Here is a 23,264-nt window from a genome sequence, read left to right as displayed (position 1 = left end):
CCGGGCCGGAGCTGATCGCTCCGGCCCGGGCCTTCGTCGTACGTCGACTGCCGCCGGGCGGCAGGGGTGCGCTCAGCGCGGCTGCTGGGGCAGCGCGGCGAGCTTGCCGGCGATGCCACCGGCGGCCTGCAGCGCCACGCCCTCCTCGAAGTTGCTGGTCGCGCGGGGGCGCGCCCGCTCCGCCTCGGCCAGGGCACTGCCCAGCACCTCGCCGGGCGGGGTCTGCGGCCACAGGTAGAGCGCCATCGCGCCGGGGATCGAGTTCACCTCGTTGACGAACACCTCGGTGCCGTCGGAGAGGAAGTCGATGCGCAGCACGCCGGTGAGCCCGGTGAGCTCGACGACGCGGACCGCGAGCTCCTTGATCCGGTCGCGCACGGCGTCGGAGATGTCGGCCGGGAACTCGCGCGGGGCGCTCGCCAGGCCCTCGGAGTGCAGGTACTTGGCGGCGTAGGAGTAGATCGCGCCGTCGGTGGGCCGCAGCGGCCGCTCGATCTCGGAGACCTCCACGGTCGGCGCGGTACGCACCGAGATGTTGAGGTCGAACAGGTCGGGGCGGTTCGGCTCGACCACCGCGCCCTCGCGCAGGTGCGGGCTGGTCTGCAGCAGCGCCACGGCGGTCGCGTGGTCCTCGACGACCTCGATGCCGATGCTGGAGCCGCCGAAGCGGGGCTTGACGATGTAGGGCCCGTCGTACGGCGGCGGGGCGTCGGCGGAGAGCAGCACCCGCTTGAGGCACGGCACGCCCGCGGTCTCCATGACCGCGCCGAAGGCCAGCTTGTCCATGCCGAGCGCGGCCGCGGCGACGGTGCCACCGGTGGCCTTGAGCCCGGCCAGCGCGAACAGGCCCTGGGCGCCGCCGCCCTCGCCGGCTCCGCCGTGGAAGCAGTTCATGATCGTGCCGGTCTCCAGCGGCTTGGCGCCACCCAGGCCGGCCTTCATGTAGAAGCCGTCGCCCTTCTCGGCGCCGATGCGCAGCTCGACGCGCTTCGCACCCGCCGGCGGGCCGCCGAGGTAGTCACGGGCCTCGGTGTTGCTCGGGACCAGGAACCACTGGTCGGTGCGCGCCCAGTAGATGCACTGCACCGTGTGCCCGGCACCGGCGAGCACCCGCTCGGCCTGGAGCCCGGTCAGGATGCTGATGTCGTGCTCGGCGGACGGCCCGCCGAACACCACGGTCGCCTTGCTTGCCACTGTGTCTCCTCGTCTCGCTTCGGGTCTCCCGCTCCGCCCGAGATCTACGGGTAGTGGTTGGGGAGGTCGTTCTCGTACAGCACCACGTCGTGCGGTCCGGCCTGCGCCATGACGTGCTGGGCCGCCTCCTCGCGACTGGCGAAGTGACGGATCCGTCCGGCGGTGCCGGCGTCCAGGGCAGCGCGGTTCGTGCGCCCGACGACGCAGAGGACCATGTCCTCGTCCGCCGTGGCCGCGCGAGCCAGCTCGGCGTTCCGCTCGTGCTGGGAGGCGCCGAGCTCGACCATACCGGGCGTGATCGTCCAGACGGTCCCGCCCTCGCCGACGAGCTCGCGTGCGCGGGCCAGCGCCTGGGCCGCGCCCTGCGGGTTGGAGTTGTAGGTGTCGTCGATGACCGTGAGTCCGGTCTCGGTGCGGGTGGTCTCGGCGCGGTGCGGCGTGCTGGGGATGCCGGCGAGCCGGTCCAGGATCGTCTGCTCGGGCACGTCGACGGCCTGGGCCAGGCCGATGGCCACCGCGACGTTGATCGGGTGCCCGACCTCGGCCGGCAGCTCGACGCGGTGGACGACGCCGCCGAGCACGACCTCCCAGCCGTCGCCGGCGCGGCCGACGACCACGTCGGCGTCCGGGGTGTCGCCGCCGGAGGCCCGGATGACCCGCTTGGTGGCGGCCAGCTCGTCGGCGATCGCGGCGAGCTCGGGGACGTCGACGTTGAGCACGACCGTGCTCGCGGGCGGCAGGATCTCGGACTTGGCGCGGACGATCGTCTCGCGGTTCTTCATCCGCTCCAGGTGGGCCTCGCCGATCGTGGTGATCGCGGAGACCTCGGGGCGGAACACCTCGCACAGCGCGGCGATCTCGCCGGGGCCGTAGGTGCCCATCTCGGCGACGAACACGTCGGTGCCGCCGTCGAGGCGGTCGTTCACGGCCCGGGAGAGGCCCATCGCGTTGTTGAAGCTCGCCGGGCTGGCCAGCGTGGCCCAGCGCCCCGACATCAGGTGCGCGGCGTAGTTCTTGGTCGAGGTCTTGCCGTAGGAGCCGGTGATCGCGACGACCCGGGGGTCGAGCTTGCGCATCTTCGCGGCCGCGGAGACCTGGTACTTGCGCCCCATCGAGCGCTCGATCGGCGCCATGATCATCAGCGCCAGCTCGGCGACCGGGAGCGCCAGGATCGGCAGCAGGCCGATCGCGCCCAGGGCGGTCAGGCCGGCGGCGAGCGCGATCTCGAGCACCACGAGGAGCGCCGTGAGCCGCTTGACGCGGTCGGTGAACACGAGGGGCGAGGACTTGGGCCACAGGGCCAGGCCCTCGGGCCAGCTCGCCCAGACCACCGCCGGGATCAGGACCGCCCACTCGGCGGACGCCGCGAGCGTGAGCAGCGAGGCCAGCACGATGCCCACCAGGACCAAACCGTTGATCCAGTACGCGCGCGACCAGATCGCCGCGATCGCGACGAGCCGGCCGGGCTCGTAGTGCTCGCGCTGGGCGACGCGCAGCCAGCGCAGCTGGCTGAGCAGGACCAGCAGCGTGACCCCCACCGCGCAGAGGATCTCCAGGGTGCTCATGCAGTGCCTCCGAGGCGGTCGATCTGGGCGCGGATCGCGGTGACCAGCGCAGGGTCGAGCAGGTGGGCGGAGCCGGGGACCACGTCGAGGGTGGCCTGCGCGCCGAGGAGCGCCTGGGCGCGGCGCGCCATCTCGACGGTGGCGGCGGTGTCGTGCTCGCCCCACACCATGGCCACCGGCACGCCGTGCTCGCGCACGGCGGCGAGCTGGTCGGCGTACTCCTCGTTGACGGCCTTGACCAGCACCTCGCGCATCACCCCTTGGGCGGCGCGGTAGTCGGCCGAGCCGTGCTTCTGGCGCAGCGCCTCCATGCGGGCGTCGCCCACGAGGCCGCGGCGGTGCAGGGCCCGGACGACGCGGTAGCCGAGCTTGGGCCCCGAGCCGGAGCCGCCCGTGCGCTCGGGGCGCAGCAGCGGTACGCCGGTCAGCACCAGGCCGCGGACCAGGTCGGGCCGGGTGGCGGCGAGCTGCACCGCGACCCGGCCGCCGAAGGAGTGGCCGACGAGCACCGGGCGGTCCAGGTCGCCGATGATCTCGGCGGTCCAGTCGGCGTACGCCGCGGTGTCCCAGCCGGTCTCGGGCGCCGGGGTGGCCCCGAAGCCGGGCAGGTCGAGGGCGAGGGCGTCGTAGCCCTCGAGGGTCGCGCTCCAGTCGGCTCGCGAGCGGCCCCACCCATGAAGGGCGACCACTCTGGCCTCGCTGGAGCCGAACTTCTCCCCGAAGGCACGTCCGTTCAGCAGGGTGGTCAGCACGACGACGAGGTTAGCCGGGCCGATACCGTGAAGAAGTGACGGACACCCCCCTCGACCACGTGAGCCCTGCGACCCTCGGCGTCCACGCCGGGCGTCCTCCCCACGAGCCGGACCAGCCGCTCAACACCCCGCTGACCCTCGCCTCGACCTACGTCGCCGGCGGGGACCGCGAGTACGGCCGCTACGGCAACCCGACCTGGCAGGCCTTCGAGCAGGCCCTCGGCGCGCTGGAGGGCGGGCGCGCGCTCGCCTTCTCCTCGGGCCTCGCCGCGGTCGCCACGGTGCTGGACCTGGTCGGACAGGGCGCGACGGTCGTCGCGCCGCGGCACTCCTACAACGGCACGATCATGCAGCTGGGCGACCTCGAGGCCCGCGGCCGGATCCGCTCGCGGCTGGTCGACGTGACCGACACCGCGGCGTACGTCGCGGCGTGCGAGGACGCCGCCCTGGTCTGGCTGGAGTCCCCGACCAACCCGATGCTCGAGGTCGCCGACATCGAGACGATCGCCACAGCGGCGCGCGAGGCGGGCGCCCACGTGGTGGTGGACAACACCTTCGCCACTCCCCTGCTGCAGAAGCCGCTCGAGCTGGGCGCCGACATCGTCGTGCACTCGGCGACGAAGTACCTCTCCGGGCACAGCGACATCCTGATGGGCGCGCTCGTGGTCGAGGACCCCGAGCTCTTCGCCGTGCTCAAGGGCCGCCGCGACCTGGTCGGGGCGATCCCCGGCACCCTCGAGGCGTTCCTGGCGCTGCGCGGCCTGCGCACCCTGCACCTGCGCGTGGAGCGCGCCCAGGCCAACGCCGCCGAGCTCGCGGTCCGCCTCGGCGAGCACCCCGCGATCAGTGAGGTGCGCTACCCCGGCTTCGGCGCGATGGTCTCGGTGGTCCTCGCCCAGGGCGCGATGGCCGCCGACCTGTTCACCCACAAGACCAAGCTGTGGGTGCACACCACCAGCCTCGGCGGCGTCGAGTCCACCTTCGAGCGCCGCCGCCGCTGGAAGGGCGAGCCCACCACCGTCCCCGACGCCCTGGTGCGGATGTCGGTCGGCGTCGAGGACGTCGAGGACCTCTGGAACGACCTCGCCACCGCCCTCGACGACCTCACCTGATCCCTACGCCGAGTCGGCGCTGGTCGCGCGCCGGCTCGGCCACCGGGGCCGCACGGCGTCAGTCGGTCTCGGCCTTGGTCTCCCGGGAGCCGAAGGCGTCCATCATCTCGAAGGCGGTCATCCGGCCGGCGACGACGTCGTCGACGTGGATCGCGATCGGGGCGTCGACGCCGCTGCGCTCCGCGAGCGCGCGCAGCGAGGAGCAGGACTTCGCGCCCTCGGCGACCTGGCGGGTGGAGGCGACGATCTCGTCGGTGGTCATGCCCTGGCCGAGCTTCTCCCCGAAGCTGCGGTTGCGCGACAGCGGCGAGGAGCAGGTGGCGACCAGGTCGCCGAGACCCGCCAGGCCCATCAGGGTGAGCGGGTTGGCGCCGAGCTTCATCGCCAGCCGCGCGGTCTCGGCCAGGCCGCGGGTGATCAGCGAGGCGGTGGTGTTGTCGCCGAAGCCGAGACCGACCGCCATGCCGACGCAGAGACCGACGACGTTCTTGTAGGCGCCGCCCAGCTCGCAGCCGAGGACGTCGACGGAGGTGTAGGGGCGGAACGCCGGGGTGTGGCAGCGGTCCTGGAGCATCCGGGCGACGTCCTCGTCGGCGCACGCCACGACCGAGGCGGCCGGCTCCCGGCGCGCGATCTCCTTGGCGAGGTTGGGCCCGCTGATGACCGCGATCCGCTCCGGGCCGGCGCCGGTGACCTGGGCGATCACCTCGCTCATCCGGTTCAGGGTGCCGAGCTCGACGCCCTTCATCAGCGAGACCATCACCGCGGAGTCGTCGATGAACGGCGCCCACTCGGTGAGGTTGGTGCGCAGCGACTGCGAGGGGACGGCGAGGACCACGACGTCCGCCCCGGCCATCGCCTTCTCCGGGTCGTGGGTGGCGCTGACCGTCGGCGGCAGCTGCACGCCGGGCAGGTAGTCAGGGTTCTCGTGCTGCTCGTTGATCGCCTCGCAGACCTCCTCGCGGCGGCCCCACATCGTGACCTCGTTGCCGGCGTCGGCGAGCACGAGGGAGAACGCGGTGCCCCATGATCCGGCGCCGAGGACCGCGACCTTGCCTGTGCTCATGCCTGGTCCCTCCGGTGCTGCTGACGGGGTTGCTCGTGTGTCTCGTGCGAGGCCTGCTGGTCGCCGGGGTCCGGGACCGCGTCGCGGCGCGGGTCGTACCGTACCGCCGGCGGCGCCTCCCCGCGGATCTCCGCGACCAGATCGGTGATCGCGGTCATGATCCGGTCGGTCGCCGCGTGGATCGTCTCCGCGCTCACCTCCTGGGCCCGCAGGTCGTCCAGGGGCACCGGCTCCCCGACCCGCATGTGGATCGTCTTGCGCGGGAACGGCCGCAGCCGGGCGGAGTACGGCGCCAGCAGCGCCTGCGCGCCCCACTGCCCGATGGGGATCACCGGGCACCCGGTGGCGAGCGCGATCCGCGCCGCGCCGGACTTGCCGACCATCGGCCAGCCGTCCGGGTCGCGGGTGATCGTGCCCTCAGGGTAGACCACCACGCACTGCCCCCGGTGTACGGCGTCGACCGCGGCGTCGTAGGCGCCGGCGGCCTTGGCGGAGTGTCGTTCGACGGGGATCTGCCCGAGCGCGGTGAGGAACCGGCGCAGCACCTTGTTGCGGAACAGGCTCGACTTGGCGAGGTAGCGCGGCAGCCGGCCGTTGTCGTAGACCACGTGCGCGGCGGTGAAGGGATCGACGTGCGAGACGTGGTTGAGCACCACCAGGCAGCCGCCCGAGGCGGGGATCCGCTCACCGCCGTGCCAGTCCTGCCGGGTGATCGCGAGCAGCGTGGGCTTCACCAGGAGGACGGCGAGGCGCCAGGGCCAGCCCCGCTCTGTCTCGACCTTGCGTAGCGTCACCGACCTCGTCCCGTCTCTCCTCGGCCCTCGGCCAGTCCGCCGCCGTGACACCCACGCCGACATCCGCAGGCTACTCGCTCACTCCCCGGATCGGACCCGGCCGGCCTCGCGGCGCCGGCGCGGACCTGACAGGATCGCGGGCGATGTCCGCGCCCGTCTCGCCCCCGCCCGCCTTCTGCGTCGTCGTCCCGGTCAAGCCGCCGGCGTTCGGCAAGTCGCGCCTCGTCGGCCTGCCCGACGACGTACGCCGCGGGCTGGCCGCCGCCTTCGCCCTCGACACGATCGCCGCCTGCCGCGCCGCCCACCGGGTCGGCGCCGTGCTGGTCGCCACCGACGACGCCGCCTTCGCCCTCCAGGTGCGGGCGGCCGGCTGCGTCGCGGTGCCGGACGCCGTCACCGGCGACCTCAACTCCAGCCTGCGCCAGGCGGCCCTGGAGGCCGCGCGCCGCTGGCCCGACCTGCGTCCGGTCGCCCTGTGCGCCGACCTGCCTGCCCTGCGCCCCGAGGACCTCGACGAGGCGCTCGCGGTCGTCGAGGCCCGAGCCGACCAGTCGTTCTTCGTCGCCGACGCCGCCGGCAGCGGCACCACGCTCTACACCGCGCCGGTCGAGCAGTTCGCGCCACGCTTCGGCCCCGACTCCCGCGCCGCCCACGACGAGCTCGCCCTCGAGGTGCGCGGCGAGCTGCCCACCCTGCGCCTCGACGTCGACGACCTCGACGACCTCACCCGGGCGCTCGCACTCGGCGTCGGCCCACGCACCCGGGAGCTCGCGGTCAGCCTCGAACTCGCCCCCTGAGGTACGCCGAGGACCGGCTCACGAGCCCGAGGCGGCCTTCTTCGCCGTCGTCTTCTTGGCGGTGGACGTCTTCTTGGCCGCCGTCGACTTCGTGGCCGTCGACGTCTTCTTCGCGGGCGTCTTCTTCGCCGCGGTGCTCGTCGTCGTGGATGCCTTCTTCGCCGCGGCCGTCTTGGTCGCCGGCGCCGTCTTCGCCGCGGTGGTCTTCTTCGCGGCCGTGGTCTTCTTCGCCGCGGTGGTCTTCTTCGCCGCGGTGGTCTTCTTCGCCGCGGTGGTCTTCTTCGCGGTGGTCGTCTTCGTGGCCGTGGCGTTCTTCGCCGTGGACTTCTGCGCGGCCCCGTTCGATGTCGACGTCGCGGCGGGCGCCTTCTTCGCGGGCGCCTTCTTCGCGGGCGCCTTCTTCGCGGTGGTCGTGCCCGACGACGCAGACGACGACTTCGTCGCGGTCGCGCGCCCGGACCGCGCCGAGGCGCCGGCACCCTCGGCCGCCTTGCGCGCCACCGCGACCGCGGCCTTCATGGGAGCAGTCGCGGCCGCGACGGTGAGCTGCGGGAGCAGCTTGGCGCCGGAGACGATGTTCTTGAGGTCCGCGCCGGCGCGGAACGCCGGCACCTCCTTGGTGGAGGTCCGCACCCGGTCGCCGGTCTGCGGGTTGCGCACCCAGCGCGCCTCGCGGATCCGCTTCTCGAAGGAGCCGAACCCGGTGATCGCCACCTTCTCGCCCTTGGCGACCTCGCGGGTGATGGTGTCGAGCACCGAGTCCAGGGCGTAGGCCGCGGCGCGGCGGTTGCCCTCGAAGTGGACGGCGAGCACGTCGATCAGCTGGGTCTTGTTCACGTGGTTCCCCTTTGCCTGGGACCGGCGGATGGACCGGCACCCCGGCCGAGGACCCGCATGGTCGCGACGACGCGTGGGCAGCGCCGCTCTGCACGGCACCGTAGGCACTCCCGGCCCCGGCCACAACGGCCACGCCGAAGCGCGCCCGCTTTTCTCCGTACGCCGACGGGCCGCGGCCCCCTGGTGGGGACCGCGGCCCGTCCTACGACGTGCGCCGGTCAGGCCGGGATCGTGCGGGCCTTCCAGCTGGGCCGGGTGGCCTCGTAGGCGATCAGGTCGTCCTCGTGGCTCAGCGTGATGCCGATGTCGTCGAGGCCCTCCAGGAAGCGCCAGCGGGTGTAGTCGTCGATCTGGAACGGCGCGCTGAACGTGTCGCCGACGCGCACCTCGCGGTTCTCCAGGTCGACGGTGACCTGGGTGCCCGGCGCGGCGTCGAGCAGGTCCCACAGCTCGACGACCTTGGCCTCCTCGACCTGCACGGTGAGCAGGCCGGACTTGCCGGAGTTGCCACGGAAGATGTCGCCGAAGCGCGGCGAGATGATCACCTTGAAGCCGTAGTCCTGCAGGGCCCACACGGCGTGCTCACGCGAGGAGCCGGTGCCGAAGTTGGGCCCGGCGACCAGCACCGAGGAACCGCGGAAGCCCTCCTGGTTGAGCACGAACTCGGGGTCCTTGAACAGGCCGAAGAACAGCCCGTCCTCGAAGCCGGTGCGGGTGATCCGCTTGAGGAAGTCGCCCGGGATGATCATGTCGGTGTCGACGTCGCTGCGGCGCAGCGGGGCGGCCACGCCGGTGTGGCTGGTGAACTTCTCCATGGTGTCTCAGTGCTCCTGCGGTCAGGCCGTGACCGACACGAGGTCGGCCGGGGACGAGAGGGTGCCGCGGACCGCGGTCGCCGCGGCGACCGGGACCGAGACCAGGTGGGTGCGCACGCCCGTGCCCTGGCGGCCCTCGAAGTTGCGGTTGGACGTCGACGCCGTGCGGACCGGGCCGTCGAGCTTGTCGTCGTTCATGCCCAGGCACATCGAGCAGCCCGCGCCACGCCACTGCGCGCCGGCGGCGAGGAAGATCTTGTCCAGGCCCTCGGCCTCGGCCTCCAGGCGCACCCGCGCCGAGCCGGGGACCACGATCATCCGCACGCTGTCGGCGACCCGGCGGCCCTCGAGCACCTCGGCGGCGGCGCGCAGGTCGTCCAGGCGGCCGTTGGTGCAGGAGCCGATGAAGACGTGGTCGACCGCGACGTCGCGCAAGGTGGTGCCGGGCTCCAGGCCCATGTACTCCAGGGCGTTCTCGGCGGCGGTGCGCTCGATCTTGTCCTCGAAGTCGGCGGGGACCGGGACGCTGCCGCCCAGCGGCGCACCCTGGCCGGGGTTGGTGCCCCAGGTGACCCACGGGGTGACCTCGGAGGCGTCGATGACGATCTCCTTGTCGAAGACCGCGTCCTCGTCGGTGTAGTAGGTCTTCCAGTGCTCCACCGCGGCGTCCCACTCGGCGCCCTTGGGGGCCTCGGGCTTGCCCTTGAGGTAGGCGAAGGTGGTCTCGTCGGGGGCGATCATGCCCGCCTTCGCGCCCCACTCGATGCTCATGTTGCACACGGTCATCCGGCCCTCCATCGAGAGCTCGCGGATCGCCTGGCCGCGGTACTCGACGATGTGGCCCATGCCGGCGCCGGTGCCGACCTTGGTGATCAGGTAGAGGATCAGGTCCTTGGCGGTGACGCCCTCGGCCAGGCTGCCGTTGACGGTCACCGAGCAGGTCTTCGGCTTGGCCTGCGACAGGGTCTGGGTGGCGAGCACGTGCTCGACCTCCGAGGTCCCGATGCCGTGGGCGATCGCGCCGAACGCGCCGTGGGTGGCGGTGTGGGAGTCACCGCACACGATCGTCATGCCGGGCTGGGTCAGACCCAGCTGCGGACCGACGACGTGGACGATGCCCTGCTCGATGTCGCCGAGCGGGTGCAGGCGGATGCCGAACTCCTCGCAGTTCTTGCGCAGCGTCTCGATCTGGGTGCGCGAGACCGGGTCGGCGATCGGCTTGTCCCAGTTGACGGTGGGGACGTTGTGGTCCTCGGTCGCCAGCGTGAGGTCGGGGCGGCGGACCGTGCGACCGGCCAGACGCAGACCGTCGAACGCCTGCGGCGAGGTGACCTCGTGGATCAGGTGGAGGTCGATGAAGAGCAGGTCGGGCTCACCCTCAGCCGATCGGACGACGTGCTCGTCCCACACCTTCTCCGCCAGTGTCCTACCCATGTCCACTCCCTCGTGTACGGCTCGCTTGCTCCGCGAGGCTACTCCGCGAATCCCATGATCTGAGATTCGATTCTCAACATGTGAGACCGGTCTCGGTCACATCCTGCCCGCCCTCCGTTCAGCCGGGCCAGGAATGCCACCAACTTGCATCCCACGTTCTGAGACGGCAGTATTGGCATATGGACACTTCCAGCGGCGTGGGCGTGCTCGACAAGGCCGCCCTCGTGCTCACTGCACTCGAGTCGGGACCCGCCACCCTCGCCGGCCTCGTCGGCGCCACCGGTCTGGCCCGACCCACGGCCCACCGCCTGGCCGTGGCGCTGGAGCACCACCGCCTCGTCGCCCGCGACATGCAGGGCCGCTTCGTGCTGGGCCCGCGCCTCTCCGAGCTCTCCGCCGCCGCCGGCGAGGACCGCCTGCTGGCCACCGCCGGCCCCGTGCTGGCGCGGCTGCGCGACATCACCGGCGAGTCCGCCCAGTTGTGGCGCCGCCAGGGCGAGCACCGCGTCTGCGTCGCCGCCGCCGAGCGCCCCAGCGGCCTGCGCGACACCATCCCGGTCGGCTCGCAGCTCACGATGCGCGCCGGTTCGGCCGCTCAGGTGCTGCTGGCCTGGGAGGACCCCGAGCGCATGCACCGCGGCCTGCAGAACGCCGCCTTCTCCGCCGCCGCCCTCTCCGGCATCCGCCGGCGTGGCTGGGCGCAGTCGGTCGGCGAGCGCGAGCAGGGCGTCGCGTCGGTCTCCGCCCCCGTGCGCTCCCCCAGCGGCAAGATCATCGCCGCGGTGTCCGTCTCGGGTCCGCTCGAGAGGCTCTCGCGTCAGCCCGGGCGCATGCACGCCCCGGCCGTGCTTGCCGCCGCCGAGCGGCTCTCGGAGTCGCTGCGCCGCGCGGCCGCCGAGGGCTGAGCACCGCTCAGAACAGCACCGCGTCATCGGTTCGCTCCAGGTCGAGCAGCAGCTGCTTGCGCGGCAGTCCCCCGGCGTACCCGGTGAGGGTGCCGTTGGCGCCGATCACGCGGTGGCACGGCACCACGACCGGGATCGGGTTGCGCCCGTTGGCCAGCCCGACGGCGCGTGACGCCGCGTTGGTCAGGCCCAGGCTCCGCGCGACCTCGCCGTAGCTGGCGGTCCTGCCCCACGGGATCGCCCGCAGCTCCGCCCAGACCCGCTGCTGGAAGTCGGTCCCGCGCGGTGCCAGGGGCAGGTCGAACTCCGTCAGCTCGCGGGCGAAGTACGCCGTGAGCTGGCGAGCGGTCTCGCGCAGCACCGGGACGTCGTCGGCGCGCGGGCCGGCCGGTCCGGGCTCGCGGAACGGCGTGAACTCGATGGCGCACAGCGTGCCGTCCTGCTCGACGAGCCGCAGCTCGCCGATGGGGCTCTGGATCGTGGTCCACATGGTCAGGTCTCCCGGAGGCTCTGGGCAGTGTCGATCGGGTCGGGGCGGGGCATCAGGGTGTCCCACAGGTGCAGCAGCGCGTACGAGCGCCAGGGTCGCCACCGCTCGGCGGCATCGAGCGCGGTGGCGGGGTCCTGGCCCAGACCCAGCAGCGCGCGGCGAACGCCGACGTCGCCGGACAGCATCACGTCGGGATCGCCGAGCGCCCGCAGCGCGACGTAGTCGGCCGTCCACGGCCCGATCCCGGGCAGCGCGAGCAGCGCACGGCGTACGTCGTCGCGGTCGGCGCCCCGGTCGAGGGCGGGCGTCCCGGCGGCGAGCGCGGTGGCCAGGCCCGTGAGCGCGCGGCCACGGGAGCGCGGCATCGGCAGCGTCTCGGGGTCCACGTCCGCCAGGTCCACCGCGCGGGGGAACAGGTGGGTCAGGCCGGGCACGCCGGTCTCGACCGGCCGGCCGTGGGCGGCGACCAGGCGGCCGGTGACGGTGCAGGCACCCGCGACGCTGACCTGCTGGCCGATGACGGTACGCACCGCGAGCTCATCGCCGTCGACGTGGCCGGGCACCCGCAGGCCGGGCGTGCGGCGCACGAGCGGCCCGATCAGCGGGTCACCCGCGAAGTGCTCGTCCACGGCGACCGGGTCGCAGTCGCCGTCGACCAGGCGGCGGGCCCGCTCGGTAGCCGCAGAGACGTCGCGCAGGTCGGTGAGGCTCAGCGTGAGCGGCACGAAGGCTGTCGTCCCCGTCTGCGGCTCGTCGTCGAGGTCGAGGCGCAGGGTGCCCGGCCCGTGCGGCAGGTCGAGGGTGCGTGCGTAGCTGCCGCTGCCGTCCGGTCCGGTGCTGGCCACCTCGACGCCGGGGATCAGGTGGTGGGCCAGGAACGCCAGCAGCGCGCGTCCGGCGAACGGGGCCCGCACCGCGAGGCGCAGGGTCACCGTGCCGGTCGCAGGACGCCCGCCGCGGCGCCCCCGCAGCTCGGTGGGAGTGGCGGCGTACACCTCACGGACCGTGTCGTTGAACTGCCGCACGCTGGCGAAGCCGGCGGCGAACGCGACGTCGCTGAAGGGCAGGTCGGTGGTGTCCACCAGCACCCGGGCGGTCTGCGCCCGCCGGGCGCGGGCCAGCGCGAGCGGTCCGGCGCCGAGCTCGGCGAGCAGGATGCGGCCGAGGTGGCGCGGGGTGTAGCCGACGCGGCGCGCCAGGCCGTCCACGCCCTCGCGGTCGACGACCCCGTCGGCGATCAGGCGCATCGCGCGGCCGGCCACGCTGGCCGCGACGTCCCAGTCGGGACTGCCGGGGGTGGCGTCGGGCAGGCAGCGCTTGCAGGCGCGGTAGCCGGCCGCCTGCGCGGCGGCTGCGGTCGGGTGGAAGGTGACGTGGGGGAACGCCGGCGTGCGGGCCGGGCAGCTGGGGCGGCAGTAGATCCCGGTGGTGCGCACGGCGGTGTAGAACCGGCCGTCGAAGCGCCGGTCGCGCGACTTCACCACGCGGTAGCAGGACTCGCGGTCCAGCAGGCTCGGCGTCGTCATGACTCCATCATCCACCCGGCGGCGCAGCGACTTCCGGCGGGAATCGGACACGACGGACGGCGTGTGTCCCGGCGAACGCACGCCCCCGGTACCACCGAGGTGTCAGCATGGGCTTGTGCCCGAGACCGCGAGTCACACGCCACCGCACCGCCGGACCGTGCTTCGCGTCGTCCTGGCCACCCAGCTCGTGCTGGCGCTGATCACCGCGCTCGTGGTGACCATCGCCTACCAGCGCATCGACGGGCGCATCGAGGCCGGTGAGGAGATTCCGCACCAGGTCAGCAAGAAGAAGCACACCGGCCCGAAGGCCCCGCTCAACATCTTGGTGATGGGCATCGACGAGCGCGACTGCGAGGGCTGCGGGATCGACAGCGAGGGCGGCGCCGGCGGCTCCGACGTCAGCATCCTGCTCCACGTGTCCGCGGACCGGCGCTCGGCGTACGGCGTGAGCCTGCCGCGCGACGCCATGGTCGCCCGTCCCGACTGCGAGTCGCCGGACGGGACGGCCGCGGGCGCGGACCCGGCGCTGTTCAACACGGCGTACGCCGTCGGCGGGCCGCTGTGCGCGGTGCAGACCGTGGAGAGCCTGACCGGTCTGTACATCGACCACTACCTGGTGCTGGAGTTCGGCGGCTTCGTCGACATGGTCGACGCGGTCGGAGGGGTCACCGTGTGCCTGCCCAAGGCGGTGAACGACCCGGAGCACAACATCTTCCTCGACGCCGGCACCCAGGAGCTCGACGGCCGCGACTCGCTGAACTACGTGCGCGAGCGCAGCCAGCTCTCGGTCACCGGCGACATCGGCCGGATGAAGCGCCAGCAGGCGTTCATCGCCTCGCTGCTCAACCGGGTGCTGTCCGCGGGCACGCTGGCCCAGCCCACCAGGGTCTACGACTTCCTCACCGCGGTCGCCGACTCGATCCGCGTCGACGAGGACCTCGACAGCCTGCGCAAGCTGACCGACATGGCCCTGGAGTTCCGCCACACCGACCTCGGCGAGATCCGCTTCGTCACGGTGCCCTTCGAGGCGTACCCGGCCGATGCGAACCGGCTCCAGTGGGCGCCCGAGGCCGACCGGCTGTGGAAGCGCATCGCCGCCGACGAGCCGCTGGGCCGCGACTTCTCCGAGGACAGCATCAGCGCCGCCGACCCGCCCGACGGCACGCCGGACGCAGGAGACCCGTCGGGCTCCCCCTCCCCCGGCGGCAAGTCCCCCGGCCCCGGGCAGCCGGACGAGGAGACCCGGCGCGCCCAGGCCCTCGCCAACGGCCTCTGCGCCTGAGCCTCTGCGCCTGACCCCCTGCGCCGAGTCGGCCCTGGTGGCGGCGCGACTCGGCGTACAACGTGAGGTGAAACACCCCGGCCCCGGCGACGTCCCGAAGTCGGCCCGCCGGATCGGCACGCGGCCGGAAGGTTCCGGGAAATGCACGAAGGGCCCGGATCCTTGCGGATTCCGGGCCCTTCGAGTGACGTACCCCCGACCGGATTCGAACCGGCGCTACCGCCTTGAGAGGGCGACGTGCTAGGCCGCTACACAACGGGGGCTTGCCTTGTCATCCTCGATCAATCCTTGCGGATCTCCCTCGGCCTGACTCGCAGAACTTTATCGCTTTCGCAGTTCTGCTTCAAAATCGTGACCGTGTGGTCTCGATCTCGCTGGGATACTAGGACTCGAACCTAGACTAACTGAACCAGAATCAGTCGTGCTGCCAATTACACCATATCCCACTGACTTACCAGTGCTTGTGTCCCTCCGCTGCGCGGCTGGGCACGATCGGAAACATTACACACGGGTGTCCGAGGGTGCCAAAACGGGGGGCTCCGCGACGGTCCGCAGACCGAGCAGACGGGCCGCGCCGACGCTCAGCAGCAGGAACGACACCGACTGGGTCAGCGTGGTCGCGAGGCTCCACCAGCTGCCCCCGGTGGGGTTGAGCACGCTGGTGATGTCGCCGAAGGCGAGTGCCAGGCCGAAGGCGAAGAAGTTGTTGAGCACGTGCATCGCGATGCCGGCCTCCAGCCCGCCGGTCAGGATCACCAGCACCCCGGCGACCAACCCGAACGCGAACCGGTCCACGAAGATCTGCGGGTCCTGGGCGCCGTGCGCCAGCGCGAACAGCAGCGCCGGCCCGACCACCGCGAGCCAGCGCGAGGCGATCAGACCGCCGAAGGCCTGGGTCAGGTAGCCCCGGAAGACGTACTCCTCCCCCGCCGCCTGCAGCGGGGTGAGCAGCAGCACGATCAGCACGAAGTCGCGCATGGTCGTCGTCCAGCCGTTGACCTCGGTGCTGACCTCCCCGGTGTCCCCGGCCGCGGGCAGCACGGCGGCGACCATCAGCGTGAGGATCAGCGCGAGGAGCGCCAGGCCGAGGCAGACCAGCAGCCACGGCCAGCGGATCCGCGGGGCGACCGAGGCCAGCCACCCGGGCCGCTGCCGGTGGAAGGCCCAGGCGACCAGCCAGGTGGCCGGGATCATCAGCGCGATGGAGGCGTTGAGGTAGCCCAGCGCCAACGGCGTCAGGTCGTCGGTGTCGAGCATCCGGTCGACCGAGTCCGCGACGTCGGCGCCGGTGAGCCCCAGGCCCACGGTGAAGGCCAGCAGCGCCACCACCGGCGCCAGCACGACGAAGAACCCGCCGAGCACGAGGACGCCCGCGAGCGGACGCCACCATGCCCAGCGGGTGGCCCGCTGGAGGCGGTGGTACTCCAGCGGCTCGTTCATCGCCAGAGCCTCAGGCGAGCGCGCTCTGGAGACGCCCGAGGCCGCGTTCGCGCCCGAGCAGCTCGAGGGACTCGAACAGCGGCGGGGAGACCCGACGCCCGGTCACCGCGACGCGCACGGGACCGAAGGCGTGACGGGGCTTCAGGCCCATCTTCTCGACCAGCGTGGCCTGCAGGGCGTCCTGGATCGCGGCGGTCGACCACTCCTCGAGCCCGGCGAGGGCGTCGTACGACGCCTGCACGACCGCGCGACCCGACTCGTCGAGCAGCTTGGCCACGTCGGCCTCGTCGCGCACGAAGTCCGCCTCGTCGACGAAGAGGAACCCGAGCATCGCCGGGGCCTCGGCGAGCTTGTTGATCCGCTCGCCGACCAGCGGCATCGCCAGCTCCAGCAGCTGCGCGTCGGCGTCGTTGACCGGGTCGGAGACCACACCGGCGTCCTTGAGGAACGGCAGCGCCCGGTCGGTGATCTCCTCGATCGGGAGCAGGCGCATGTGCGCGGCGTTGATCGCGTCGGCCTTCTTGAGGTCGAAGCGCGCCGGGTTGGGGTTCACGTCGGCGATGTCGAAGGCCTCGACCATCTCCTCGAGGGTGAAGATGTCGCGGTCGGCGGCGATCGACCAGCCGAGCAGCGCGAGGTAGTTGAGCAGGCCCTCGGGCAGGAAGCCGGCGTCGCGGTAGCCGAGCAGGTTGGCCTCGGGGTCGCGCTTGGAGAGCTTCTTGTTGCCCTCGCCCATGACGTAGGGCAGGTGGCCGAAGGCCGGCGTCTCGGTGGCGACGCCGATCTCCTTGAGCGCCTCGAAGAGCGCGATCTGCCGCGGCGTGGAGGACAGCAGGTCCTCCCCGCGCAGCACGTGGGTGATCTCCATCGTGGCGTCGTCGACCGGCGCGGTCAGCGTGTAGAGCGGGTCGCCGTTCGCGCGGGCCAGCGCGAAGTCGGGGACGAACTCGGTCTGGAAGGAGACCTCGCCGCGCACCAGGTCGTGGAAGCTGATCTCGCCGTCGGGCATCCGGAACCGGACGACGCTCTGGCGACCCTCGGCCTCGAACGCCGCGCGCTGCTCGGCGCTCAGCTCACGGCAGAACCCGTCGTACCCCAGCACCTTGGAGCCGGACGCCTTGCGGCGCGCGGTGACCTCCTCGGTGGTGCAGAAGCAGTCGTAGGTGCGCGAGGAGCCGCGCAGCCTGGCCAGCACGTCGGCGTAGATCTCGGTGCGCTCGGACTGGCGGTAGGGGCCGTGCGGGCCGCCGACGACGACGCCCTCGTCCCAGTCCAGGCCCAGCCAGCGCATGACCTCGATGAGCGCCTCGTAGGACTCCTCGGTGTTGCGCTCCTTGTCGGTGTCCTCGATGCGGAAGACGAAGGTGCCGCCATGGTGCCGGGCGAAGGCCCAGTTGTAGAGCGCGGTGCGGGCGAGGCCGACGTGCGGGCTGCCGGTGGGGGACGGCGCCATCCGCACGCGGACGGGGCGGTCGGGGGTCTGGGTGCTCAACGCTGTGCCACCTTGTTCGTGAGAGAGCCGAGTCCGGCGATCGAGATCTCGACCTCGTCGCCGGGCTCCATGGGACCGACACCCTCCGGGGTGCCGGTGAGGATGACGTCGCCCGGGAGCAGCGTCATGATGCTGGAGACGTGCGCCACCAGCGTGGGGATGTCGAAGACCATGTCGGCGGTCGAGCCGTCCTGCACCAGGTCCCCGTTGAGGAAGGTCTGCACCGTGCGACCGACCGAGAAGTCGGCCGGGTCGAGGTCGGTCTCGATCCACGGCCCGAGCGGGCAGAAGGTGTCGAAGCCCTTCGCGCGGGTGAAGTGCCCGTCGCGGCGCTGCAGGTCACGCGCGGTGACGTCGTTGGCGATCGTGTAGCCGTGGATGACGTCGGTGGCCTTCTCGACCGGTACGTCGCGACAGATCCGGCCGATGACCACGGCGAGCTCGCCCTCGTAGTGCAGGTCCTCGCACTGCTCAGGGCGCTGGATGGCGTCCCCCGGCCCGATCACGCTGGTGTTGGGCTTGAGGAACATCAGCGGCTCGCTCGGGAGCTCGTTGCCGAGCTCCGCGGCGTGCGCGGCGTAGTTGCGCCCAATGCCGATCACCTTGCTGCGGGGCAGCACCGGCGCCAGCAGCCGCACGTCGGCCAGCCGGTACTCCCTCTCCAGCGGCTTCAGGCCGACGTACAGCGGGTCGCCCGCGAGGGCCACCACCACGCTGTCCTCGTCGGGCTGCCCGAAGTCGTCGAGCTCTCCTGACACCACTCCGTAGAGCGGGTCCTCACCAGTGGTGAACCTTGCGATGCGCACCCCCCGACCCTATCGAGCCTGGCGAGACCTGGCCTGGTGGGTCGTGAGGCGTGCGCGCGTGGTCGCGGCGGCGGGCCGTCCATCGACGACCCGCCGCCGCGCGCCAGATCCGTCCGGGATCAGTTCGGGCTGAGCCACCTCTCGCGGGCCTCGCGGTCGGCTTCTGTCTCCCAGCCGGTGTGGCCGAGGTCGAAGAAGTCGTTGCCGTCGAGCTCCTCGATCTCGTCGGTGGCCATCGCGTCCATGATGCCGCCCAGGCCGTTCTCCACCGCCTTGATGAAGATCTTCATGCCCTTCTGGCCGAAGTCGTCGGCCTGGCCGCGCACCTCGAAGAGGACGGTGGGAGAGCCATTGAGCGCGAACGCGGAGCGGCCCTGGCCGGCGTACTCACGCTCTTCGAAGTGCACGTAGCGGCCAACGGCGGCCAGCGGCGACTGGTCGTTGACGACGGCGTCCTGCATGCCGTTGGCGGCCGCCAGTGCGTACCGGCGCGACATCTCCTGGTCCAGGAGCGGCCACTCGGCCTCGTAGGCCTCGCCGTCGTTCGGGCCGAGCGGCGGGTAGTCGAGCTCGACCGAGACCAGCTTGCCGTCCTGCGGACCACCCACCAGACGGCCGCACGGACCGGCGTGGTGCAGGTCGACGACGACCGGCGGGGTGTCGAACTCCTCGCGCAGGCTGAGGTAGGTGTCACGGATGGCCTGGGACTCCGGTGAGAGGTAGAAGCCGGCACCCACCTGCTCACCGGGAAGGTCCTGCGGGCGCGGCTGGTAGTCCAGCTGCGGGTGGAAGTCGCGGTTGAGGTCGAAACCGGTGGGGGTCAGCCGGGTGGAGAAGTACCAGGCCGGAGGAGCGCCCTCGAGCTGCGGGAACTGGTCGACGACCTGGTCCCACGTGATCACGTTCTGGCGACGGTTGAGCTCGCCGCCGTCGGGGTTGACCATCGGGAGCGCGACCAGCGTGATGTTGCGCAGGATCTGCTTGGTGGCGCGGTTGTTCTTGGTGCCGAGCTCACGCAGGATGTTCAGCAGCGCCTCCGTGCCGGTGCGCTCGTTGCCGTGGATGGCACTTTGGACCATCAGCACCTGGTCGCCGAAGCCGACCCGCGCCGACCACATCGCGGTGCCGTTGACGGTCTCGCCGTACTTCTTGACCTGGACGCGGCCCAGGCTCTTGCGCCGGATGGCGCTCAGCTCGCGCCCCAGCTCGTTGTGGAAGGTCCACCGGTTGGTGGGCGGGTCGTCGGTGGTCTGGCAGCCGGGTCGGTCCCGCTTGGCTGCGGACTGCACCTCGGCAGCCGATCCGGTGCCGGCGAGAAGGGTCACGGTGAGGGTGCCGGCGACAAGCGTCGCCCACATGGCACGCCCAGCGCATCTGGCCCGAGAAACTCGATGCATGGGGGGTCCTTTTGTCCGAGTGGCTCGACGGGGACGCGCCACGCGAGCGCGGGGCCGGACCACATGGGATGTGCTCTTCACTTTCCTTCGCAAGCTATGGCGGCCCCTTGCCCCCGTCAACGAGTACGGGCGGGTAGCTTTGTCGGCCCGCGCACGGCCGGCGCGGAGAGCGCTCAGGGGGCTCGACGAACCCGGGAGGGACAGCGCCTAACCTCGACCCGTGACGACATTGGCCCGCTCGGAGTGGCAGACGCGCGCCGCGGCGCACGCGGCGCGGGTCGACGCGTTCCTCGCACCCCACCTCGCCCGCCGCGAGAAGGCGGTCAAGCACCCGGTCCACGACTTCCTCTTCACCTACTACTCCCACCGCCCGGCGCAGCTGCGGCGCTGGCACCCGGGGTACGGCGTACGCCTCGCCGAGGCGCCGGAGTACGACGGCCTGAAGGGGTACGCCGACGGCGCGGTCACCGACGCGCACGTGGCCGCCCAGCGTCCGCTGCTGGAGTCGCTGCGCGCGCTGCTCGGCGCCACCGCGGCGCGACCGGCGAGCTTCGGGTGCTTCGGGCTGCACGAGTGGGCGATGGTCTATCGCCAGACCCAGGAGCAGACCCGGCACAACGCCTGGCCGCTGCGCCTGGGCGCCGAGGGCACCGACGCCGTCGTGGAGTCGCACAAGATCGCGTGCAGCCACTTCGACGCGTTCCGGTTCTTCACCGAGCCGGCGCGCCCGCTCAACGCCCTCGCCCCGACCAGCGGCGACCGGGCCGCCTTCGAGCAGCCGGGCTGCCTGCACGCCGGGATGGACCTCTACAAGCACGCCTTCCGGCTCAGCCCGATGATCAGCTCGGACCTGGTCGCGGACTGCTTCGAGCTGGCCCGCGACATCCGGGTGCTCGACATGCGCGCGGCGCCGTACGACCTCACCGGGCTCAGCGACCACGACGGCTCGCCGTTCACGCCGGTGCGCGTCGAGACCCCCGAGGGCAAGGCCGAGTACGTCGCGCACCAGCGCGACTTCGCCGAGCGGGGGGCGCCGCTGCGCGCGGCCCTGCTCGCGGAGTGCGAGCGGCTGCTGGCGGTGCCCGCCCCGGTGTGACGCGGGCTCAGGCCAACCAGGCTCAGGCCAGCCACGAGGCGTAGAAGATCCCCAGCCCGGCCGCCACGAAGATCGCCGCGATGAGCCAGAAGCGGATCACGACGGTGACCTCGTCCCAGCCCAGGTGCTCGAAGTGGTGGTGGATGGGCGCGATGCGGAAGATCCGCCGACCCGTACCCGTGAGCCGCCGGGTCAGCTTGAAGTAGCCCATCTGCAGGAGCACGCACGCGGTCTCGAACACGAACAGCCCGGCGATGATGACCATCAGGATCTCGGTGCGGGACATGATCGCCAGGCCGGCCAGGGCGCCGCCGATCGCGAGGGATCCGACGTCGCCCATCATGATCCTCGCGGGCTTGGCGTTCCACCACAGGAACCCGATGCAGGCCGCCGCGATGGCGGCCGCGAAGACCGCGAGGTCGAGCGGATCGCGCACCTCATAGCAGCTCGCCTCCACCACGGTCGGCCGGGTGGAGCCGCACAGCTGGTTGTTCTGCCAGATGTTCACGACCGCGTAGGCGCCGAGGATCAACGCCGAGGCCCCGGCCAGCAGCCCGTCCGCGCCATCGGTGAGGTTGGCGCCGTTGGAGCTCGCGGTGACGATGAACCAGATCCACACCAGCGCCACGACCAGGGGCAGCTTGATCCCCACGTCGTGGGTGGTGGAGATGTACTGCGACGCCGGGTGCACACCGCGCTCGTCGGCGAAGAGCTGGGTGGCCAGGACTCCGAAGACCACCGCGACGAGCGTCTGACCGGCCATCTTGGCCCGGCTGCTCAGGCCCTGGTTGTGCTGGGCGCGGACCTTGATGAAGTCGTCGAGGAAGCCGACCGCCCCGCACCCGAGGAACAGCAGCATCAGCAGCCAGGCACTCGCGCTGGGCGACCCGCGGGTCGCGAGGGTCGCCGTGAGGTACGCCGCGGTGCCCGCCAGCAGGATGACGACGCCGCCCATGGTCGGCGTACCGCTCTTGACGTGGTGGGTCGTCGGCCCGTCGGTCCGGATCGGCTGGCCGAAGCCACGCCGGGTGAACCACCCGATCGCGACCCGCGTCCCGAGCAGCGAGAGGAGCACCGCGAGGGCGCTGCTCAGCAGTACTGCGCGCACGGGTCCAGCCCCTCTCGGCCATCCGGGTGGTCGATCCCGGCGAGTCGGGCGGGAGTCGTCTCGCCGGATTCTGACGTCGCGGGCGGGCGAACCGGGCACGACGCGCCGGGGCGGTCCGATCGGCCTGGACCGCTTCGGCGCACCATTGGCGCCGACTCGCGAGGGGGCTGAGAGGGTGGCGGGTGTGGGAGAGCAGCGGTGGGCGGGGCACGCGGTGCTGCAGGTGCCGGTGCCGGCGCTGGAGCGGTTCGTGCGGGCGCGGACCCGCCACCACGACCCGGCGTACCTCTCCCCCGATCCCGAGCACGTCCACGCCCACGTCACCGTCCTCGGGCCGCTGCCGGGCGACGGTGACGGCGTCGACGCCGAGACCGCCGCGCTGGTCGCGAAGGCGGTCGCCGCGGTGGCGGCGTTCGACTACCGACTGACCCGGATCGCGACCTTCCCCGACGGGATCATCCACCTCCTCCCCGAGCCCGACGACGGATTCCGCGCGCTGACCGCGCGACTGGTCGAGGCGTTCCCGCAGTTCCCGCCGTACGCCGGGGCGTTCGGCAGCCTCGAGGAGCTCCAGCCGCACCTCACCCTCGACCTGCGCGCCGAGGGGCCGGGCGAGGTCGTGACCGAGGAGAGCACCCGCGCCCTCCTCGCCACCCTGCTGGACCACCCGCTGCCGCTCGCCTGCCGCGCGGAGCGGGTCGACCTGGCGTGGTACGAGCAGGACCACTGCTGCACGCTGGCGTCCTGGCCGCTGGGCGGCCGGTCCTAGCGTCGCGCGGCCTCGCTCACCCGCACGCGGATCCCGTCCACCACGATCGCCAGCCCGAGCGCGAAGTCGGAGCCCGGGCGTGGGTCGTCGGCGATCGCGCCCGCGCTGCCCGCCTGGAGGTGGGTCTGCTCGTCGAGGGTGTGCCCGAGCACGAAGTGCAGCAGCGTGTCCGCAGCGGTGCCGGCCAGCGCCGGGTCCAGCCCGGCCCCGCGGAGCGCGTCGCGCAGGGCGTCGTACGGGCCGGCGGCGCCCAGGCCGAACGCGCGCACGGTCGCGACCAGCTCGGCCCCGTCGCGGTAGGCCAGCAGCGCCTCGCGCAGGCCTGCGCAGATCGCCGTCACCCGCGCGTCCCACTCACCTGGCGCGACCGGGCGGGCACCGCGGGCGAGCAGCTCGTCGGCGACCGCGGCCAGCAGCGACTGCTTGTCGTCGAAGTGGTGGTAGAGCGCGCTGGGGCGCACCCCCAGCTCGGTGCCGAGGCGGCGCATGGTCAGGTCGGCGAGGCCGTAGCGGTCCAGCACGTCGAGCGCCCGGTCGACCACGTCCTGACGGTGGTTGCGCATCCGCACGTCCTCCCTGGTTGCCAC

Annotated in this window: 22 protein-coding genes and 2 tRNA genes; 6 read left to right on the top strand and 18 right to left on the bottom strand. The window is 72.4% G+C overall.

The annotated features are described in order from the left end of the window. Nucleotides 1-72 precede the first annotated feature (72 nt). Genes HBO46_RS06105 through HBO46_RS06095 form a run of 3 tightly spaced genes read right to left on the bottom strand, consistent with a single transcriptional unit; the run spans nt 73 to nt 3,511 of the window. Nucleotides 73-1,194: a D-alanine--D-alanine ligase family protein gene (locus HBO46_RS06105; protein ID WP_166140308.1), complete on the bottom strand. Its 1,122-nt coding sequence runs from the start codon at nt 1,192-1,194 to the stop codon at nt 73-75. A 44-nt stretch (nt 1,195-1,238) separates the two neighbouring features. Next, the gene (locus tag HBO46_RS06100; protein WP_166140307.1) at nt 1,239-2,759 is read right to left on the bottom strand and encodes a Mur ligase family protein; all 1,521 of its coding nucleotides are present in this window, start codon (nt 2,757-2,759) and stop codon (nt 1,239-1,241) included. Continuing rightward, a complete protein-coding gene (locus HBO46_RS06095; RefSeq protein WP_166140306.1) occupies nt 2,756-3,511 on the bottom strand; it encodes an alpha/beta fold hydrolase in 756 nt (251 codons plus the stop codon). Before HBO46_RS06095 ends, HBO46_RS06100 begins: the two co-directional genes overlap by 4 nt. Nucleotides 3,512-3,546: 35 nt before the next feature. Between HBO46_RS06095 and HBO46_RS06090 the strand changes: the two genes are divergently transcribed. Next, nucleotides 3,547-4,623: a trans-sulfuration enzyme family protein gene (locus HBO46_RS06090; RefSeq protein WP_166140305.1), complete on the top strand. Its 1,077-nt coding sequence runs from the start codon at nt 3,547-3,549 to the stop codon at nt 4,621-4,623. Between the two features lie 58 nt (nt 4,624-4,681). Here HBO46_RS06090 and HBO46_RS06085 read toward each other — a convergent pair whose 3' ends face one another. Both HBO46_RS06085 and HBO46_RS06080 read right to left on the bottom strand, forming a co-directional pair. Then, a complete protein-coding gene (locus tag HBO46_RS06085) occupies nt 4,682-5,689 on the bottom strand; it encodes an NAD(P)H-dependent glycerol-3-phosphate dehydrogenase (protein WP_166140304.1) in 1,008 nt (335 codons plus the stop codon). Continuing rightward, nucleotides 5,686-6,483 (bottom strand): lysophospholipid acyltransferase family protein, encoded by a 798-nt coding sequence (locus HBO46_RS06080; RefSeq protein ID WP_224769399.1) that lies wholly within the window; start codon nt 6,481-6,483, stop codon nt 5,686-5,688. The genes HBO46_RS06085 and HBO46_RS06080 overlap by 4 nt, the downstream gene beginning before the upstream one ends. 143 nt (nt 6,484-6,626) lie before the next feature. Here HBO46_RS06080 and cofC point away from each other — a divergent pair, with 143 nt between their 5' ends. Further along, on the top strand, nt 6,627-7,280 hold the full coding sequence (gene cofC / locus HBO46_RS06075; RefSeq protein ID WP_166140302.1) for a 2-phospho-L-lactate guanylyltransferase: 654 nt from the start codon (nt 6,627-6,629) through the stop codon (nt 7,278-7,280). 18 nt (nt 7,281-7,298) lie between these two features. Here the strand turns inward: cofC and HBO46_RS06070 are convergent, their stop codons facing one another. From HBO46_RS06070 to leuC, 3 genes are all read right to left on the bottom strand, one after another. Further along, entirely contained in the window at nt 7,299-8,117 is an 819-nt protein-coding gene (locus HBO46_RS06070; protein WP_166140301.1) for an HU family DNA-binding protein, read from the bottom strand. A gap of 218 nt (nt 8,118-8,335) precedes the next feature. Beyond that, the gene (leuD, locus tag HBO46_RS06065) at nt 8,336-8,932 is read right to left on the bottom strand and encodes a 3-isopropylmalate dehydratase small subunit (protein ID WP_166140300.1); all 597 of its coding nucleotides are present in this window, start codon (nt 8,930-8,932) and stop codon (nt 8,336-8,338) included. Nucleotides 8,933-8,953: 21 nt separating this feature from the next. After that, nucleotides 8,954-10,366: a 3-isopropylmalate dehydratase large subunit gene (gene leuC, locus HBO46_RS06060; protein ID WP_166140299.1), complete on the bottom strand. Its 1,413-nt coding sequence runs from the start codon at nt 10,364-10,366 to the stop codon at nt 8,954-8,956. Nucleotides 10,367-10,545: 179 nt separating this feature from the next. Here leuC and HBO46_RS06055 point away from each other — a divergent pair, with 179 nt between their 5' ends. Then, nucleotides 10,546-11,271 (top strand): IclR family transcriptional regulator, encoded by a 726-nt coding sequence (locus HBO46_RS06055; protein WP_153322594.1) that lies wholly within the window; start codon nt 10,546-10,548, stop codon nt 11,269-11,271. A gap of 7 nt (nt 11,272-11,278) precedes the next feature. Here the strand turns inward: HBO46_RS06055 and HBO46_RS06050 are convergent, their stop codons facing one another. Further along, complete coding sequence (locus HBO46_RS06050) at nt 11,279-11,761, bottom strand: methylated-DNA--[protein]-cysteine S-methyltransferase (protein ID WP_166140298.1); 483 nt, start codon at nt 11,759-11,761, stop codon at nt 11,279-11,281. A 2-nt stretch (nt 11,762-11,763) separates the two neighbouring features. After that, nucleotides 11,764-13,287: a DNA-3-methyladenine glycosylase 2 family protein gene (locus HBO46_RS06045; RefSeq protein ID WP_166140297.1), complete on the bottom strand. Its 1,524-nt coding sequence runs from the start codon at nt 13,285-13,287 to the stop codon at nt 11,764-11,766. Nucleotides 13,288-13,444: 157 nt separating this feature from the next. Between HBO46_RS06045 and HBO46_RS06040 the strand changes: the two genes are divergently transcribed. Next, nucleotides 13,445-14,569, top strand: a complete 1,125-nt coding sequence (locus HBO46_RS06040; protein ID WP_166140296.1) for an LCP family protein — start codon at nt 13,445-13,447, stop codon at nt 14,567-14,569. Between the two features lie 190 nt (nt 14,570-14,759). On the opposite strand, the gene HBO46_RS06035 is transcribed toward HBO46_RS06040, so the two are convergent. The 6 genes from HBO46_RS06035 to HBO46_RS06010 form a co-directional block, all read right to left on the bottom strand. Next, nucleotides 14,760-14,832, bottom strand: a tRNA-Glu gene (locus HBO46_RS06035). Nucleotides 14,833-14,943: 111 nt separating this feature from the next. Then, nucleotides 14,944-15,015: transfer RNA gene (locus HBO46_RS06030), tRNA-Gln, on the bottom strand. A 55-nt stretch (nt 15,016-15,070) separates the two neighbouring features. Then, complete coding sequence (locus HBO46_RS06025) at nt 15,071-16,009, bottom strand: CPBP family intramembrane glutamic endopeptidase (protein WP_166140295.1); 939 nt, start codon at nt 16,007-16,009, stop codon at nt 15,071-15,073. Nucleotides 16,010-16,019: 10 nt separating this feature from the next. Then, nucleotides 16,020-17,462 carry a glutamate--tRNA ligase gene (gltX, locus tag HBO46_RS06020; protein ID WP_207950466.1) on the bottom strand — a complete coding sequence of 481 codons (1,443 nt, stop codon included), beginning with the start codon at nt 17,460-17,462 and terminating at the stop codon, nt 16,020-16,022. 35 nt (nt 17,463-17,497) lie between these two features. Beyond that, nucleotides 17,498-18,307: a fumarylacetoacetate hydrolase family protein gene (locus HBO46_RS06015; protein ID WP_166140293.1), complete on the bottom strand. Its 810-nt coding sequence runs from the start codon at nt 18,305-18,307 to the stop codon at nt 17,498-17,500. 119 nt (nt 18,308-18,426) lie between these two features. Further along, entirely contained in the window at nt 18,427-19,665 is a 1,239-nt protein-coding gene (locus HBO46_RS06010) for a M14 family zinc carboxypeptidase (RefSeq protein ID WP_207950375.1), read from the bottom strand. 259 nt (nt 19,666-19,924) lie between these two features. On the opposite strand from HBO46_RS06010, the gene HBO46_RS06005 reads away from it, so the two are divergent. Continuing rightward, complete coding sequence (locus HBO46_RS06005; protein ID WP_166140291.1) at nt 19,925-20,800, top strand: 3-methyladenine DNA glycosylase; 876 nt, start codon at nt 19,925-19,927, stop codon at nt 20,798-20,800. A 22-nt stretch (nt 20,801-20,822) separates the two neighbouring features. Here the strand turns inward: HBO46_RS06005 and mraY are convergent, their stop codons facing one another. Beyond that, complete coding sequence (gene mraY, locus HBO46_RS06000; protein ID WP_166140290.1) at nt 20,823-21,908, bottom strand: phospho-N-acetylmuramoyl-pentapeptide-transferase; 1,086 nt, start codon at nt 21,906-21,908, stop codon at nt 20,823-20,825. Between the two features lie 184 nt (nt 21,909-22,092). Between mraY and HBO46_RS05995 the strand changes: the two genes are divergently transcribed. Next, complete coding sequence (locus HBO46_RS05995) at nt 22,093-22,677, top strand: 2'-5' RNA ligase family protein (RefSeq protein WP_166140289.1); 585 nt, start codon at nt 22,093-22,095, stop codon at nt 22,675-22,677. Here HBO46_RS05995 and HBO46_RS05990 read toward each other — a convergent pair. Continuing rightward, entirely contained in the window at nt 22,674-23,240 is a 567-nt protein-coding gene (locus tag HBO46_RS05990) for a TetR/AcrR family transcriptional regulator C-terminal domain-containing protein (RefSeq protein ID WP_166140288.1), read from the bottom strand. The genes HBO46_RS05995 and HBO46_RS05990 overlap by 4 nt on opposite strands. Nucleotides 23,241-23,264 lie beyond the last annotated feature (24 nt).

Source organism: Nocardioides ochotonae, assembly GCF_011420305.2.
Taxonomy (GTDB): domain Bacteria; phylum Actinomycetota; class Actinomycetes; order Propionibacteriales; family Nocardioidaceae; genus Nocardioides; species Nocardioides ochotonae.
This window is presented reverse-complemented; position numbering and strand designations above follow the sequence as displayed.

Bases quoted from the DNA above. Each gene is read 5' to 3' on its own strand.
- HBO46_RS06100 (WP_166140307.1), bottom strand. From the start codon at position 2,759: ATGAGCACCCTGGAGATCCTCTGCGCGGTGGGGGTCACGCTGCTGGTC.
- HBO46_RS06085 (WP_166140304.1), bottom strand. From the start codon at position 5,689: ATGAGCACAGGCAAGGTCGCGGTCCTCGGCGCCGGATCATGGGGCACC.
- cofC (WP_166140302.1), top strand. From the start codon at position 6,627: ATGTCCGCGCCCGTCTCGCCCCCGCCCGCCTTCTGCGTCGTCGTCCCG.
- leuD (WP_166140300.1), bottom strand. From the start codon at position 8,932: ATGGAGAAGTTCACCAGCCACACCGGCGTGGCCGCCCCGCTGCGCCGC.
- leuC (WP_166140299.1), bottom strand. From the start codon at position 10,366: ATGGGTAGGACACTGGCGGAGAAGGTGTGGGACGAGCACGTCGTCCGA.
- HBO46_RS06055 (WP_153322594.1), top strand. From the start codon at position 10,546: ATGGACACTTCCAGCGGCGTGGGCGTGCTCGACAAGGCCGCCCTCGTG.
- HBO46_RS06050 (WP_166140298.1), bottom strand. From the start codon at position 11,761: ATGTGGACCACGATCCAGAGCCCCATCGGCGAGCTGCGGCTCGTCGAG.
- HBO46_RS06045 (WP_166140297.1), bottom strand. From the start codon at position 13,287: ATGACGACGCCGAGCCTGCTGGACCGCGAGTCCTGCTACCGCGTGGTG.
- HBO46_RS06025 (WP_166140295.1), bottom strand. From the start codon at position 16,009: ATGAACGAGCCGCTGGAGTACCACCGCCTCCAGCGGGCCACCCGCTGG.
- gltX (WP_207950466.1), bottom strand. From the start codon at position 17,462: ATGGCGCCGTCCCCCACCGGCAGCCCGCACGTCGGCCTCGCCCGCACC.
- HBO46_RS06010 (WP_207950375.1), bottom strand. From the start codon at position 19,665: ATGTGGGCGACGCTTGTCGCCGGCACCCTCACCGTGACCCTTCTCGCC.
- HBO46_RS05990 (WP_166140288.1), bottom strand. From the start codon at position 23,240: ATGCGCAACCACCGTCAGGACGTGGTCGACCGGGCGCTCGACGTGCTG.